This window comes from Arthrobacter sp. J156, assembly GCF_056172865.1.
Map to the genome: position 1 here is coordinate 3,450,554 of NZ_CM149650.1, position 13,417 is coordinate 3,463,970.

Below are 13,417 nucleotides of genomic sequence, written 5' to 3' on the forward strand. Positions count from 1 at the left end.
TCCGATTAGTGTTCTGGCCGTCGAACCGCTAAACTCGTTGAGGTTGATAACCCAACGGGGTGTGGCGCAGCTTGGTAGCGCGCGTCGTTCGGGACGACGAGGTCGCAGGTTCAAATCCTGTCACCCCGACCATCACCAGAGGCCGGTTCGAAGAGATTCGAACCGGCCTCTGCCGTGTCCCGCCCGTCCCGGGCAGCGCCCCGTGCGGGCTCCTGCGTCAGCGGTTCGCGGAGGTGCGGACCACCATCTTGCCCGTGTTGGCGCCCCGCATCATCTGCAGGAAGGCGTCGACGGCGTTCTCGATGCCGTCGACCACGGTCTCGTCGTAGGCGATCCGGCCCTCGGCGAGCCAGCCGGCGGCCCGGCGGTTGAACTCGGGGGCGTGCTGGAGGTATCCGCCGAGCGTGAACCCCTTCAGGGTCAGGCCGCGCGTGATGAGGTTCGCCATGTTCCGCGGTCCCGGCGCCGGCTCCGTGGTGTTGTAGGCGGAGATCGCCCCGCACAAGGCGGCGCGCCCGCCGTCGTTCATCCGGGCCAGCGCGGCCTCGAGGTGCTCGCCGCCGACGTTGTCGAAGTACACGTCCACTCCGCCGGGCGCGACCTCGGCCAAGCGCGTGCGCAGATCCCCGTCCTTGTAGTTGAACGCCGCGTCGTACCCGTACCTCCCGGTCAGGAGCCGCACCTTCTCCTCCGAACCGGCCGAGCCCACCACGCGGCCCGCGCCCAGCAGCCGGGCGAGCTGTCCGGCCATGCTGCCCACGGCGCCGGCGGCGCCGGAGACGAACACCGTGTCGCCCTCCTTGAGCCCTGCGATGGCCGTGAGCCCCACGTAGGCCGTCAGTCCCGTCATGCCGAGCGCCCCCAGATAGAGCGACGCCGGGACGCCCGGCGGCTCCGGCAGCACCCGGAAGCCCGTGGCGTCCTCCTGGGCGATGTCGCGCCAGCCGTACTGGTGCAGCACGAGCGCGCCCACGGGGTGCGCGTCCGAGCGGGACTCCACGACGCGCCCGACGGCCCCGCCGGTCATCGTCTCGCCGAGGCGGTAGGGAGGCGTGTAGCTCTTGACGTCGTTCATCCGGCCGCGCATGTAGGGATCGACCGAGATGAACTCGTTCTCGACGCGGACCTGCCCCTCCTGGGGCGGGCCGTACTCGACCCGGACCGTCGTGAAGTCCCCGGGCGTGGGCCAGCCCGAGGGGCGGGCGGCGAGCTGGATCTGGGTGCTGAGGGCGGTGGACATGCGGATTCCTTCCGATCGGAAAACAGGCTGAAGAGGCGACTAGTCGATACTGCGAGCAGTGGGTTGGGACGCCTGGCCCTGGAGGACCTTCGGGCCGGTTGGCGCGGAGCGCTGGCGGGCGGGCGCAGTGGCGTCAGAGGGCCAGGCCCAGGGCCAGGAGGACGACGGCGGCGAGCGGCGGCACGAGCTGCTTGAGCGCGGCCGACGCCTTGTCCGGCGACGAGACCAGCAGGACAAGGCCCGCGGCGGCCATGGACCCCGTGCCCGCGAAGACGAGCGCGGCTCCGACCGCCGTCGCGCCGAGCGCGATGGCTGCGATGCCGGTACCGGCCACGAGCGCGAGGAAGAGGTTGTAGAAGCCCTGGTTGAACGCCATGGGCTGCAGGATCCGCGCCTCCTCCTCGCTGCGCACGCCGAAGACCCGGCGCGTCGACGGGGCCGTCCAGCGGAGGGACTCGAGCACGAAGATGTACACGTGGATCAGCGCGGCGAGGCCGGCGGCGGCGAGTGCTGCAACGATCAAGGGGACCACGTCCTGTGTGAGGTGCCGGCGGGGCCGGACATGTTTTGAACTGACCAGTCCAATATATACTGGATCGGACAGTTCGGAAAAGAGCGGGGAGTGGGAGATGGGTCGCACGCAGTCATTCGACACCACAGAAGTGGTGCGCCGGTCGCGCGCGGTCTTCTGGGACCGCGGCTTCGAGGCGGCCTCGCTGCCCGAGCTGGAGGCGGCGACGGGGCTGAACCGCTCCAGCCTCTACCATGCGTTCGGCAGCAAGCGCGGCCTCTTCGATGCCGCCGTCCAGAGCTACCTCGACGACGTGATCCGCCCGCTTCTGCGCCCCCTGGTCGATCCTGACGCTGACCCCGGGGCCGTGGCCGTGTACTTCCGCCGGCTGGGCCGGGCGCTGGACGATCCGGACTCGATCGCGCACGGGAGCGGCTGCCTCCTGGTCAACGCGGCCACGGCGCCGATCGGGCGGGACGCGGAGGTCCGGGGCGTCGTCGCCGGCTACCGCCGCGAACTCGCCGCGGCGCTCCGCTCCGGCGTCGCGGCCCGGTGGCCGGACCGCCCGGAGGAGGAATTGACGAGGACGGCCGGCCTCCTCGCCGCGCTCAACGCGAACGCCCTCCTGATGGCGCGCATCGATCCGGAGGCGGCGCAGGCCGCGATCGGGCTGGCGCTCGATCTGCTGGCGCAGGACGGCGGGGGCGAGCCGCACGGGTCCGCGGCCTAGAAGCAGCCCGTGCTCAGGCCGGCGGGGAGGTGGAGGAACGCGCCACGAACTCGGTCGGGAAGAACCCCACGGTGGGATCCCGCTCCAGCTCCGTCCCGCCCAGCAGCGCGAGGGCCTTGGCCACCGCCGAGGCCCCCTGCCGGGCGGCGTTCTGGGCGATGGTCGTCAGCCCGAACAGCTCGCCCAGCTCGTGGCCGTCGATGCCCACCACGGACAGGTCCCCGGGCACGTCCAGGCCCAGGTCGCGGGCCGCGAGGATGGCGCCGAAGGCCATCTCATCCGAGGCGCACACGAACGCGGTGGGCCGGTGCCGCGGGTTCGCGAGGATGTTGCGGACCTTCTGGTAGGCGCCCTGCGTCGTGAAGTCGGCGTTCACGATCCATTCGCGCCGCACCGGCAGCTCCGCCTGGTCCATGGCGTACTCGTAGCCGTCCTCGCGGGCGGAACCGAGCTTGAAGTCGACCTCGAACTCCTCGGTCCCGCCGAGGAACGCGATGTCCCGGTGGCCCAGGCTGATCAGGTGCTCCGCGGCGAGCGCGGCGATGTTGAAGTCGTCGACGCGGATCGTGGCGATGCCCGGGATCAGGCCGCCGATCGCCACGACGGGCTTGCCCACCGAGTCGAGCTGCTGGACCTCCTGCGGGCTCAGCTTCAGGGTCAGCGTGATCACGGCGTCGAGCCGCTTGCGCAGCAGGAGCTCGGAGAAGACGGACTGCCGGTGACGGTCCTGCCCGCTCGTGTTGTAGAGCGTCAGGTCGTAGCCGGCGTCGATCAGCGCGCTCGCGGCGCCCTCGAGCACCGTCGAGAAGTACCAGCGGGCCACGCTCGGCACCACGAGGCCGATGTTCCGGCTGCGCCCCGAGGCGAGCGAGGAGGCGTTGTAGGAGACGACGTAGCCGAGCTCCTCGGCCGCCCTCCGGACCTTCTCCCGGCTCGCCTCCGAGACCTTTCCGTGCCCGCTCAGGGCGCGCGACACCGTGGCCACGGAGACCCCGGCGGCCAGGGCGACGTCCTTGATGCTGGCCACGGCGTTCCCTAGCCTTCCGCGCCCGGGCCGGCGTCCGGCGTAGTCCGTGTCACCGGGCCGGCGCCCTGGGGCCCGTCGGGCGAGCCCACGCTTCGGGAGTGGGCCGTGCCTCCGGGCAGCCGCAGCCACACGGCCGCGTCGGGGGCGAGGAACGCCGCCTGGCCGCGGACCTCGACGGAGCCCGGGAAGCTCTCGAGGAGCACGTCCGCGCCCGCCGGCAGCGCGGCGGCTTCCGCGCCCGCGTTGAGGACGACGCCGATGCCCCCGTTCGCGTACGCGACGAGGCCGGACGCCGGGGTACTGGGCGCCGTGCTGTCGGCCGCCGTGGTCCCGGACGCCGGGGCGCCGGAGTCCGCGGCGGCCGCGGAACCGGGCCCATCGAGCCAGGCGAGCGAGCCGAGCCCCAGGTCCTCCGCGCGGCGCAAGGCCAGGGCGGCGCGGTAGAACTCGAGGGTCGAGCCGGGCGCCCCGTCCTGCGCGTCGCGGGCGTACCGGGCCCACGAGCCGGGCTGGGGCAGCCAGGACGCGCCGGCGTCGGAGAAGCCGAAGGCCCCGCCGGCGGTGGTCCACGGCAGGGGCACGCGGCAGCCGTCGCGGCCCGTCCGCTGCCCGCCCGTGCGGTGGAAGGTCGGGTCCTGACGGAACTCGTGCGGCAGCAGGGTGTGGTCCGGCAGCCCGAGCTCCTCGCCCTGGTACAGGTACACCCCGCCGGGCAGGCCCAGCGTAAAGAGGGTCGCGGCGCGGGCCCGGCGCAGGCCCAGGTCCTCATCCGGCTGGGGATCGTCCGGGCCGAGCCCGTCGCCGACCCGGGTCTCGACGCCGACGGTCCCGAAGCGCGTGGTGTGGCGGGCGACGTCGTGGTTGGACAGGACCCACGTGGTCGGCGCCCCCACGGCGTCGAACGCGCGCAGGGAGCGCTCCGTCACGGCCTTGAGCGCGGCGGCGTCCCAGCCGGTGCCGAGGTAGGGGAAGTTGAACGCCTGGTGCATCTCGTCCGGGCGCACCCAGTCCGCCATGGCCTCCACGGGGTGCACGTTGGCCTCCGCGCAGAGGATCCGCTCCCCGGGGTATTCCTCGAGGACCTCGCGCCAGCGGCGGAACACCGCGTGCACGCCCTCGCGGCCGAACATCGGGGCGTCCGCGAACGGGTAGCCCTCCACGGGGTAGCCGTCCGGGCTGCCGCCCCAGTCCGGCAGTCCGGGTTCCTTCACGAGCGCGTGGGCCACGTCCACGCGGAAGCCGCCGGCGCCGCGGTCCAGCCAGAACCGCAGGATCCGCTCGAACTCCGCGTGGACCGCCGGGTTGTCCCAGTTGAAGTCCGGCTGGCTAGAGTCGAAGAGGTGCAGGTACCACTGGCCGGGCGCGCCGTCCGCGCCGGCCGTCCGGGTCCAGGCGCTGCCGCCGAAGTGGGACTGCCAGTTGTTCGGCGGCGCGGACCCGTCCGGGCCCGATCCGTCGCGGAAGACGAACAGCTCCCGCTCCGGCGCGCCGGGCGCTGCGGCGAGCGCCGCCTGGAAGAGGGCGTGCTGGTCCGAGCAGTGGTTGGGGACCAGGTCCACGATGATCCGCACGCCGAGCGCGTCGGCCCGGGCGATGAGCGCGTCGAAGTCGGCGAGCGTGCCGAAGAGCGGGTCGACGTCGCAGTAGTCGGAGACGTCGTATCCGGCGTCGCGCTGCGGGGAGCGGAAGAACGGGGAGAGCCAGACGGCGTCGACGCCGAGACCGGCGAGGTGGTGCAGTTCGCGGGTGATCCCCGGGAGGTCTCCGATCCCGTTGCCCGTGGTGTCGCGGAAGGAGCGCGGATACACCTGGTAGATGACCGCCCGGCGCCACCACTCGGACGTGCCCGAGGGCACGTGCAGGAGCGGACCGGGGGTGGCGGAGCCGGCAGGGGCGGCCAGGCCGCAGGAGGAAGACATGTTCCTCATCCTAGCCGCGGTCCTCGCCGAACTGAAAGCGGTTACATCGTGGCGTCGCCAGTCACATGAATCGCCTGGAGCCCTGCGGCATCAAGCGATTTCAGGGTGCCAAACTGACCTGACGTGGGGTGTTCAGGATGGTCTGGACGCACTGGGTGCAAACGCTTACACTAATGGCATACATCACACAGGGCCCTTCCGGGACCGGTCCGCCTGCGATCCGCAGGTCGCCGCCGGACGGGCCCGACCCGAGAAAGGCCTCACCCATGCAGGTGCGTTCCACCGGCAACGGCGCTGTGACCCGCCGTGCCTTCACCCTCGGTGCCTTCGGCACCACCGCGGCCATGATGCTCGCCGCGTGCGGCTCCGGCACGGGGACCACGGCCCCCACGACCTCCGCCGCCGCGGGATCCTCCTCCGCCCCGGCCGCGTCGACCACCACGCTCACGCTGTGGACCGACGCCGAGCGCTCGCCGGCGCTGAAGGAGATCACCGAGAAGTTCAAGACCGAGAAGGGCATCGAGGTGCGCCTCGTGGTCAAGGACTTCGCCGCCGTGCGCGACGACTTCATCACACAGGCCCCCACGGGCAAGGGCCCGGACATCCTCATCGGCCCGCACGACTGGCTGGGCACGCTCGTCCAGAACGGCGTCGTCGCCCCCGTCCAGCTCGGAGACAAGGCCGGCCTGTTCGCCGAGTCCTCGATCCAGGCCATGACCTACAACGGCCAGGTCTACGGCCTGCCCTACGCCATCGAGAACGTCGCCCTGATCCGCAACACCGACCTCGTCGCCGAGGCCCATGCGGACTTCGCCGACGTCGTCGCCGCGGGCCAGAAGGCCGTCGCCGACGGCAAGGCCGAGTTCCCCTTCCTCGTGGGCCTGGATCCCAAGCAGGCGGATCCTTACCACATGTACCCGCTGCAGACGTCCTTCGGGGCCCCCGTCTTCGAGCAGGCCGCGGACGGCTCCTACGACGCCTCCAAGCTGGCCATGAACAACGAGGGCGGCAAGAAGTTCGCCCAGTTCCTCGCCGACATGGGCGACGGCGGCGAGAAGGTCTTCCGCTCCGCCATCACGGGCGACATCGCCAAGGAGAAGTTCCTCGCCGGCGAGTCCCCCTACTACCTGACGGGCCCGTGGAACGTGCCGCCGATCGCCGAGAAGGGCATCAAGTTCGCCGTCGACCCGCTGCCGTCGGCCGGCGGCGAGGACGCCCAGCCGTTCATCGGCGTCAACGGCTTCTTCATCTCCGCCAAGAGCGAGAACACCCTCGCCGCGACGGAGTTCGTCGTGAACTACCTGAGCCTCGAGGAGGCCCAGGACGCGCTGTTCGAGCAGGGCGGACGCCCGCCGGCACTGACCGCGTCCTTCGACAAGGCGGCCTCCGACGAGGTCGTCAAGGCGTTCGGCGAGATCGGCGCCAACGGCGTCCCGATGCCGGCCGTCCCCGAGATGGGCGCCGTCTGGGCGGACTGGGGCGGCGCGCAGCTGAGCCTCATCAAGGGCCAGGAATCGGATCCGGCCGCGGCCTGGGAGAAGATGGCCGCCAACATCGAGGCCAAGATCTAGCACCACGCGCTTCCTCCGGGCGGGCCGCCGGCCCGCCCGGAGGGCAGCGTGCCCGGCCGGGCGCCGTCCGGCGTCGTCCGCGGCCCCGGGCAGCCCACCCCCTCGACGCGCAGAAAGTCCCGTAACCCATGGCAGCGACAGGCACCGCCACCCGGCCTCCGGCCCCCGCACCCCGACCCGCGCCGAAGCGCCGCACCCCGCGCGGACCCGACTCCGTCGTCGGAATCCTCGCCAAGATCGTTCTGCTCGGCCTCGTCGACGCCATCGCGGTGTTCGTGCTGTTCCAGCTGGCCGTCGCCGGCGAATGGCTCGTGTTCGGCATCAGCCTCGCGGTGACCCTCGTGGTCAACTGGATCTACCTGCGCCGCGGCGGCCTGCCCGCCAAGTACCTGGCGCCCGGCATCTTCTTCCTCCTGGTCTTCCAGGTGTTCGTCATGGTGTTCTCCACCTACATCGCGTTCACCAACTACGGCGACGGGCACAACTCCTCCAAGGAGGACGCCATCGCCTCCATCCAGCTCTCGGCGCAGGAGCGCGTCCCGGACTCGCCGCAATACGCGGCGAGCGTGCTGGACCGCGACGGGGAGCTGTTCCTCCTGGTCACCGACCCCGAGGGCAACGTCCGGCTCGGCGGGAACGAGCAGCCCCTCGAGGAGGCCGTACCCAACGCGACCGGGCCAACGGGCGCCGCGACCGGCGTCGACGGCTACACGACCCTGCAGTTCGCCGAGCTCCTGCAGCGCCAGCAGGAGATGTCCACCCTCTCCGTGCCCTTCAGCGACGACCCGGGGGACGGCTCGCTGCGCACCCCCGACGGCTCCACCGCGTTCGTCTTCAAGCCCAAGCTCTCCTACGACTCCGCCACGGACTCCTTCACGGACACCGTCACGGGCGTCGTCTACACCGACTCGGGCGAGGGCACCTTCGCCGCGCCCGACGGCTCAGAACTGTCCACGGGCTGGAAGATCAACGTCGGCTTCGAGAACTTCGTCCGCGCCTTCACCGACCCGAACCTGCAGGGCCCGCTCTTCCAGGTGGTGCTGTGGACGTTCGGCTTCGCCGTCCTGTCCGTCCTGACGACGTTCGCGCTCGGCCTCTTCCTGGCGATCGCGTTCAACCGGGCCGACCTCAAGGGCAAGCGCATCTACCGCGTCCTGATGATCCTGCCCTACGCGTTCCCCGCGTTCCTCTCCGGCCTGGTCTGGTCCGGCCTGCTCAATCCCGAGTTCGGCTTCATCAACAACGCGCTGCTCGGCGGCGCGGCGATCCCGTGGCTGACCGACCCGTGGCTCGCCAAGTTCTCCGTGCTGCTTGTGAACCTCTGGCTCGGCTACCCCTACATGTTCCTCGTCTGCACCGGCGCGCTGCAGTCCCTGCCGGAAGAGGTGGACGAGGCCGCCCGCATGGACGGGGCCGGCCCGTGGACCGTCTTCCGCGCCATCAAGCTGCCGCTCCTGCTCGTCTCCCTGGCGCCCCTGCTCATCTCGAGCTTCGCGTTCAACTTCAACAACTTCAACGTCATCTACATGCTGACCGGCGGTGGCCCGCGCTTCGCCGACACGACGTTCGACATCGGCGCGACCGACATCCTGATCACCATGGTCTACAAGGTCGCGTTCGGCACCGGCACGGGCCGCGACTACGGCCTCGCGAGCGCCCTGGCGATCATCATCTTCGTCATCGTCGCGACCGTGTCCGCGATCAGCTTCCGCAAGACCCGCGCCCTGGAGGAGATCAACTGATGAGCACCACGACGCATCCCTCCACCCGCTCCGTCCCGCCCGCCGCGCCCCGCCTGCGCGCCGACGGCCAGCCGCGGATGGGCTTCGGCCGCTGGTTCCGCGAGAAGGGTTGGCGCCACCTCGTGGCCGTCCTCGCGACGCTCTTCTCGATCTTCCCGCTGCTCTACGTGCTCTCCGCGGCGCTGAACCCCACGGGCACCATGGCCGGGTCCGCGACCCTGTTCACCTCCATCGGCACGGGCAACTTCGAGGAGCTCTTCGCCAACCAGGAGCGCCCGTTCGCCAAGTGGTTCATGAACACCCTCGTCATCGGCATCACGACGAGCGCCCTGACCGTGTTCCTCGGCGCCCTGGCCGCCTACGCGTTCTCCCGCATGCGCTTCGCCGGCCGCCGCGTGGGGCTGCTCTCGCTCCTGCTGCTGCAGATGTTCCCGCAGCTGCTGACCGTCGTCGCGATCTTCCTGCTCCTGAACTACCTCGGCGACATCATCCCGGCGATCGGCCTGGGCAGCCAGCTCGGCCTCATCATGGTCTACCTCGGCGGCGCGCTCGGCGTGAACACCTACCTCATGTACGGGTTCTTCAACACCGTGCCGCAGTCGCTCGACGAGTCGGCCCGCATCGACGGCGCAAGCCATGTGCAGGTGTTCTTCCGGATCATCCTGCCCCTCGTGACGCCGATCCTCGCCGTCGTCGGCCTCTTGGCGTTCATCGGGATCTCGAGCGAGTTCGTGATCGCCTCCGTGGTGCTCACCGACCCCGACTCGCAGACCCTCGCCGTGGGCCTCTACTCCTACGTGGCCCAGCAGCGCAGCGAGAACTGGGGCGTGTTCGCCGCCGGCGCCGTGCTCGCGGCGATCCCGGTCATGGCCCTGTTCCTGTTCCTGCAGCGCTACATCACCTCCGGCCTGACCGCCGGCGGCGTCAAGGGATAGGCGGGCCGCGTCGCGGAACGTCACGCGGGTCACGGCCCGCACCGCCCGGCCGGGCTAGGATCGGCCTCGAGGGCACCGGGGCGCATCCCGGTCCCGGGCCGGGGGAGCCACCACAGATGGGGGATAACGCAGTGAACACGCAGCCACACCACGACGGTTCGGTCCTGTACGTCGACGATCCCGCGCCGGGCCTCGGCGACATCGTCGGCGTCCGCCTGCGGATCCCGGCGGGCTTCGGCCCCGTCGAGGGGGTGTGGCTGCGCAGCGTGCGGGACGCCGAGCCCCATTACGACGCCGCCGTCCGCCTCGGCGCGCACCCCGCCTCCGCCGCGGGGCACCCGGGGGCGGACGGGCGGGAGCCGGGCCCCGGCGTCGTACCCTCCGTTCCCGAGGACGGCTGGGAGTGGTGGCAGGCGCCCCTGACGATCGTCAACCCCGTGCAGAACTACCGCTGGCTCGTCCGTTCCGAGGGGCGCAACCACTGGATCAACGCGGCCGGCCACTCCACGCGCGACGTCCCGGACGTGCGCGACTTCCGGATCGGGACGCACGGCGCGCCCGCCGAGTGGGTGCGGCGCTCGGTCATGTACCAGGTGTTCCCGGACCGCTTCGCGCGCTCGGAGCAGGCCGACGCGCACCCCGTGCCCGAGTGGGCCCTCGCGTGCGACTGGAACACGACGCCCGTCATCGGCCAGGGGCCCCAGACGCCCTACCAGTTCTACGGCGGCGACCTGACCGGCCTGCGCTCCAAGCTGGACCACATCGAGGCCCTCGGCGCCACGGTCGTGTACCTGACGCCGATGTTCCCGGCCCGCTCCAACCACCGCTACGACGCCTCCGACTTCTCCGGCGTGGACCCCCTGCTCGGCGGGGACGCGGAGTTCGTCAAGCTCATCCGGGAGATCCACGCCCGCGGGCTCAAGGTCATCGGCGACCTCACCACGAACCACTCCGGCGACGCCCACGAGTGGTTCCGCAACTCCCACCGCAACCCGGGCGCCCCGGAGTCCGAGTACTACTACTACGGGGAGGGCAACGAGGACTACGTCGCCTGGCTCGGCGTGGACTCGCTGCCCAAGTTCAACTGGAACTCGGAGGGGCTCCGGCGGCGGTTCGTGCTCGACGACGACTCGATGGCCGCGCGCTGGCTCAAGCCCCCGTTCAACCTCGACGGCTGGCGGATCGACGTGGGCAACATGACCGGGCGCATGGGCGCCGACGACCTGAACCACGAGGTCGCGGCCCTGCTGCGCGCGCGGATCCACGAGATCAAGCCCGACGCCATGCTGCTCGCCGAGTCGACGTCCGACGCCTCCGCCGATTTCCAGGGCGACACGTGGCAGGGTGCCATGACGTACACGAACTTCACGCGGCCGCTGTGGCAGTGGCTCGCGAGCGGCGAGGCGCCCGAGGGCTCCGACGGCGTGCGCCGGCCGTGGTACTTCGGGCTGCCCCAGGCCGGGCCGGACCGGATCGAGGCCGAGGACTTCCTCGCGACGCACCTGGACTTCGCCGCGGGCTTCCCGTGGACCGTGCGCCAGTGCAACATGAACGCGATCGACACGCACGACACCGCGCGGGCCGCGTCCGCCATGGTCCCGGGAGGCCAGGGCGTCGGCGTCTTCCTGCAGTTCACGCTGCCCGGGATCCCCATGGTGTTCATGGGCGACGAGTTCGGGCTCAAGGGATTCAACGGCGAGGACTCGCGGACGCCGATGCCGTGGGACGACCCCGCGCGCGTCCTCGAGGACCTGCGTCCCCTCTACGCGGACCTGGCCGGGCTGCGCAGCGGGCACCCCGCGCTCGTCGACGGCGGGATCCGCTGGGTCCACGCCGAGGGCGACGTCCTGGCCTTCGTGCGCGAGCACGCCGGAGGCTCGGTGCTCGTGGTGGCGGCGCGCGCCCCGTTCAGCGGGGTCGAGCTGCCGCTGGGCCTCGTCGGGCGGCCGGCGGGCGTCGATCCCGCGGGCCCGGACGCCGCGGCCCTCGCGCCGCTGGTCCACGTCGGCGGGGGGATCCACGCCGCGGTGCGCGGCGACGTCCTGGTGCTCGAGGGCAGCGGTCCGGCGGCCGCGGCGTACGCCCTCGACGGCATCCAGGCCCCCGCCCCCTGACCCCTCGCAGCCCCCAGCGCACTTTTAGCTTCAAGTTCCCGCGTTGTGCCTGGTCAGCGCGATTGAGGCCGGGCTAAACCGCGCAGGACGGCCAAAAGGTGCGCTGGGTCGGGGCGGGCACGACGGCGGGGCGCTGGGTTCGGGCGGAGACGACGGCGGCCGGGGCCTCAGTCCTCGGACGGGCGCAGGTCGACGACGTCGAGCACCTCGGTCGGTGGGTTGAGCATGATCGCGGCCTCGTCGCGCCGGTGCCGCAAGTGGTTCTCGATGTAGGAGGACACGGCGTCCTTCATGGGCACGTTCTTCCCGCCCTGCTCCGAGATGTACCAGCGGTGCTCCAGGACCTCGTGGACGATCTGCGCCGGCTCGAGCTTGCCGTGCAGCTCCTTGGGGATCGAGCCCGTGATGAACTCGAAGACGTCCTGCACCCAGATCGCGGCGGCCAGCTCCTCGTCCTTTTCCGGGTGCCGGCGCGCACGGAACGCGTCGATGTCGTTGAGCATCCGCCGCGCCTGCCATTCCTCGACGTCGAGCCCGGTGAGCCGGATGAGGCGGCGCTGGTGGTGCCCCGCGTCGACGACCTTCGGCTGGATCTGCAGCTGGCCGCCGTCGGGCGTCGTGCGCAGGGAGATCTCGTCGACGTCGAAGCCGAGGGCGTTGAGCCGCCGGATCCTCTCGTCCACGCGCCAGCGCTCGCCGGGGTCGAAGTCCTCCTGCTGGGTCAGTTCCGTCCACAGCCCACGGTAGCTGTCCATGATCTGCTCGCTCGTGGCCAGCGGGTCCACGGTGTCCTCGATGAGCCCGGCCTCCATGAGGTCCATGAGCTCCCCGGCGATGTTCACGCGCGCGATCTCGAGGTCGTACTCGCGCTGGCCCATGGACAGCTCCGGGTACAGCTCTCCCGTCTCGGCGTCGACGAGGTAGGCGGCGAAGGCCTCCGCGTCGCGGCGGAAGAGCGTGTTGGACAGCGAGACGTCGCCCCAGTAGAAGCCGGCGAGGTGCAGTCGGACCAGCAGGAGGGCCTGCGCGTCGATGAGCCGGGTCAGGGTCGAGCGGCGCAGCTTCTGCGAGAAGAGGGCGCGGTAGGGCAGGGAGTACTTCAGGTGCCGGGTAACGAGCACGGGGTCCAGTTCGCTGCCGTCGGGCGCGGTCCGTCCCGAGATGACGGCGACGGGCTCGACGCAGGGCACGCCGAGCCGGTTGAGCTTGCGCAGCATGTGGTACTCGTGCCGGGCGACGTGTTCGCCGGTCTCCTTGACGGCGATCACGGAGTCGCCGAGCAGGGCGAAGCGGACGATGTGCCGGGAGATGCCGCGGGGCAGCGCCGCCAGGTTGCGGGCGGGCCAGTCCTCGAGCCGGATGTGCCACGGCAGGTCGAGCAGGGCCGGATCGGAGGTCGCGGCGGTGATGTTCAGCGAGCCGGTCAGCCCGGTCGGCGGCTCCTCGACGACGCGCTCGCGGGGGAGCTTGCCGCGCTGGGCGTAGTCGGTGGGCTCGTTGTGCCAGGTGGCCTTGTGGCGGGTCATGGATCCAATGCTCCCTCATGGCGGCTGCTGCGCCCAGTACGACGGCGGCGGCCCCGCCTCCCGCTCGGGGGAGGCGCGGCCGCCGTCGGCTGCGGGTCAGGG

Annotated in this window: 10 protein-coding genes and 1 tRNA gene; 6 read left to right on the forward strand and 5 right to left on the reverse strand. The window is 71.4% G+C overall.

Annotated elements, in window-relative coordinates:
* Positions 1-55 precede the first annotated feature (55 nt).
* A tRNA-Pro gene (locus tag AC0QR5_RS15970) sits at positions 56-132 on the forward strand.
* Between the two features lie 85 nt (positions 133-217).
* Here the strand turns inward: AC0QR5_RS15970 and AC0QR5_RS15975 are convergent.
* Positions 218-1,240, reverse strand: coding sequence for an NADP-dependent oxidoreductase (locus AC0QR5_RS15975; RefSeq protein ID WP_329863457.1), 1,023 nt, complete (start codon positions 1,238-1,240; stop codon positions 218-220).
* 133 nt (positions 1,241-1,373) lie between these two features.
* Positions 1,374-1,772 (reverse strand): DUF1304 domain-containing protein, encoded by a 399-nt coding sequence (locus AC0QR5_RS15980; protein WP_430633547.1) that lies wholly within the window; start codon positions 1,770-1,772, stop codon positions 1,374-1,376.
* 97 nt (positions 1,773-1,869) lie between these two features.
* Between AC0QR5_RS15980 and AC0QR5_RS15985 the strand changes: the two genes are divergently transcribed.
* Positions 1,870-2,481, forward strand: a complete 612-nt coding sequence (locus AC0QR5_RS15985) for a TetR/AcrR family transcriptional regulator (RefSeq protein WP_329863460.1) — start codon at positions 1,870-1,872, stop codon at positions 2,479-2,481.
* A 13-nt stretch (positions 2,482-2,494) separates the two neighbouring features.
* Here AC0QR5_RS15985 and AC0QR5_RS15990 read toward each other — a convergent pair whose 3' ends face one another.
* Together AC0QR5_RS15990 and AC0QR5_RS15995 are read right to left on the reverse strand one after the other, a co-directional pair.
* On the reverse strand, positions 2,495-3,508 hold the full coding sequence (locus AC0QR5_RS15990) for a LacI family DNA-binding transcriptional regulator (protein WP_329863463.1): 1,014 nt from the start codon (positions 3,506-3,508) through the stop codon (positions 2,495-2,497).
* 8 nt (positions 3,509-3,516) lie between these two features.
* Positions 3,517-5,427, reverse strand: a complete 1,911-nt coding sequence (locus AC0QR5_RS15995) for a glycoside hydrolase family 13 protein (RefSeq protein ID WP_329863465.1) — start codon at positions 5,425-5,427, stop codon at positions 3,517-3,519.
* Between the two features lie 266 nt (positions 5,428-5,693).
* On the opposite strand from AC0QR5_RS15995, the gene AC0QR5_RS16000 reads away from it, so the two are divergent.
* From AC0QR5_RS16000 to AC0QR5_RS16015, 4 genes are all read left to right on the forward strand, one after another.
* On the forward strand, positions 5,694-6,998 hold the full coding sequence (locus AC0QR5_RS16000; protein ID WP_329863467.1) for a sugar ABC transporter substrate-binding protein: 1,305 nt from the start codon (positions 5,694-5,696) through the stop codon (positions 6,996-6,998).
* A 128-nt stretch (positions 6,999-7,126) separates the two neighbouring features.
* The gene (locus AC0QR5_RS16005) at positions 7,127-8,740 is read left to right on the forward strand and encodes an ABC transporter permease subunit (RefSeq protein ID WP_329863469.1); all 1,614 of its coding nucleotides are present in this window, start codon (positions 7,127-7,129) and stop codon (positions 8,738-8,740) included.
* A 77-nt stretch (positions 8,741-8,817) separates the two neighbouring features.
* Positions 8,818-9,675: a sugar ABC transporter permease gene (locus AC0QR5_RS16010; protein ID WP_329863482.1), complete on the forward strand. Its 858-nt coding sequence runs from the start codon at positions 8,818-8,820 to the stop codon at positions 9,673-9,675.
* 131 nt (positions 9,676-9,806) lie between these two features.
* Positions 9,807-11,789, forward strand: coding sequence for a glycoside hydrolase family 13 protein (locus AC0QR5_RS16015; RefSeq protein WP_329863471.1), 1,983 nt, complete (start codon positions 9,807-9,809; stop codon positions 11,787-11,789).
* Between the two features lie 167 nt (positions 11,790-11,956).
* Here AC0QR5_RS16015 and AC0QR5_RS16020 read toward each other — a convergent pair whose 3' ends face one another.
* A complete protein-coding gene (locus tag AC0QR5_RS16020; protein WP_329863473.1) occupies positions 11,957-13,315 on the reverse strand; it encodes a DUF4032 domain-containing protein in 1,359 nt (452 codons plus the stop codon).
* Between the last annotated feature and the right edge of the window lie 102 nt (positions 13,316-13,417).

Bases quoted from the DNA above. Each gene is read 5' to 3' on its own strand.
- AC0QR5_RS15975 (WP_329863457.1), bottom strand. From the start codon at position 1,240: ATGTCCACCGCCCTCAGCACCCAGATCCAGCTCGCCGCCCGCCCCTCG.
- AC0QR5_RS15985 (WP_329863460.1), top strand. From the start codon at position 1,870: ATGGGTCGCACGCAGTCATTCGACACCACAGAAGTGGTGCGCCGGTCG.
- AC0QR5_RS15995 (WP_329863465.1), bottom strand. From the start codon at position 5,427: ATGTCTTCCTCCTGCGGCCTGGCCGCCCCTGCCGGCTCCGCCACCCCC.
- AC0QR5_RS16000 (WP_329863467.1), top strand. From the start codon at position 5,694: ATGCAGGTGCGTTCCACCGGCAACGGCGCTGTGACCCGCCGTGCCTTC.
- AC0QR5_RS16005 (WP_329863469.1), top strand. From the start codon at position 7,127: ATGGCAGCGACAGGCACCGCCACCCGGCCTCCGGCCCCCGCACCCCGA.
- AC0QR5_RS16010 (WP_329863482.1), top strand. From the start codon at position 8,818: ATGGGCTTCGGCCGCTGGTTCCGCGAGAAGGGTTGGCGCCACCTCGTG.
- AC0QR5_RS16020 (WP_329863473.1), bottom strand. From the start codon at position 13,315: ATGACCCGCCACAAGGCCACCTGGCACAACGAGCCCACCGACTACGCC.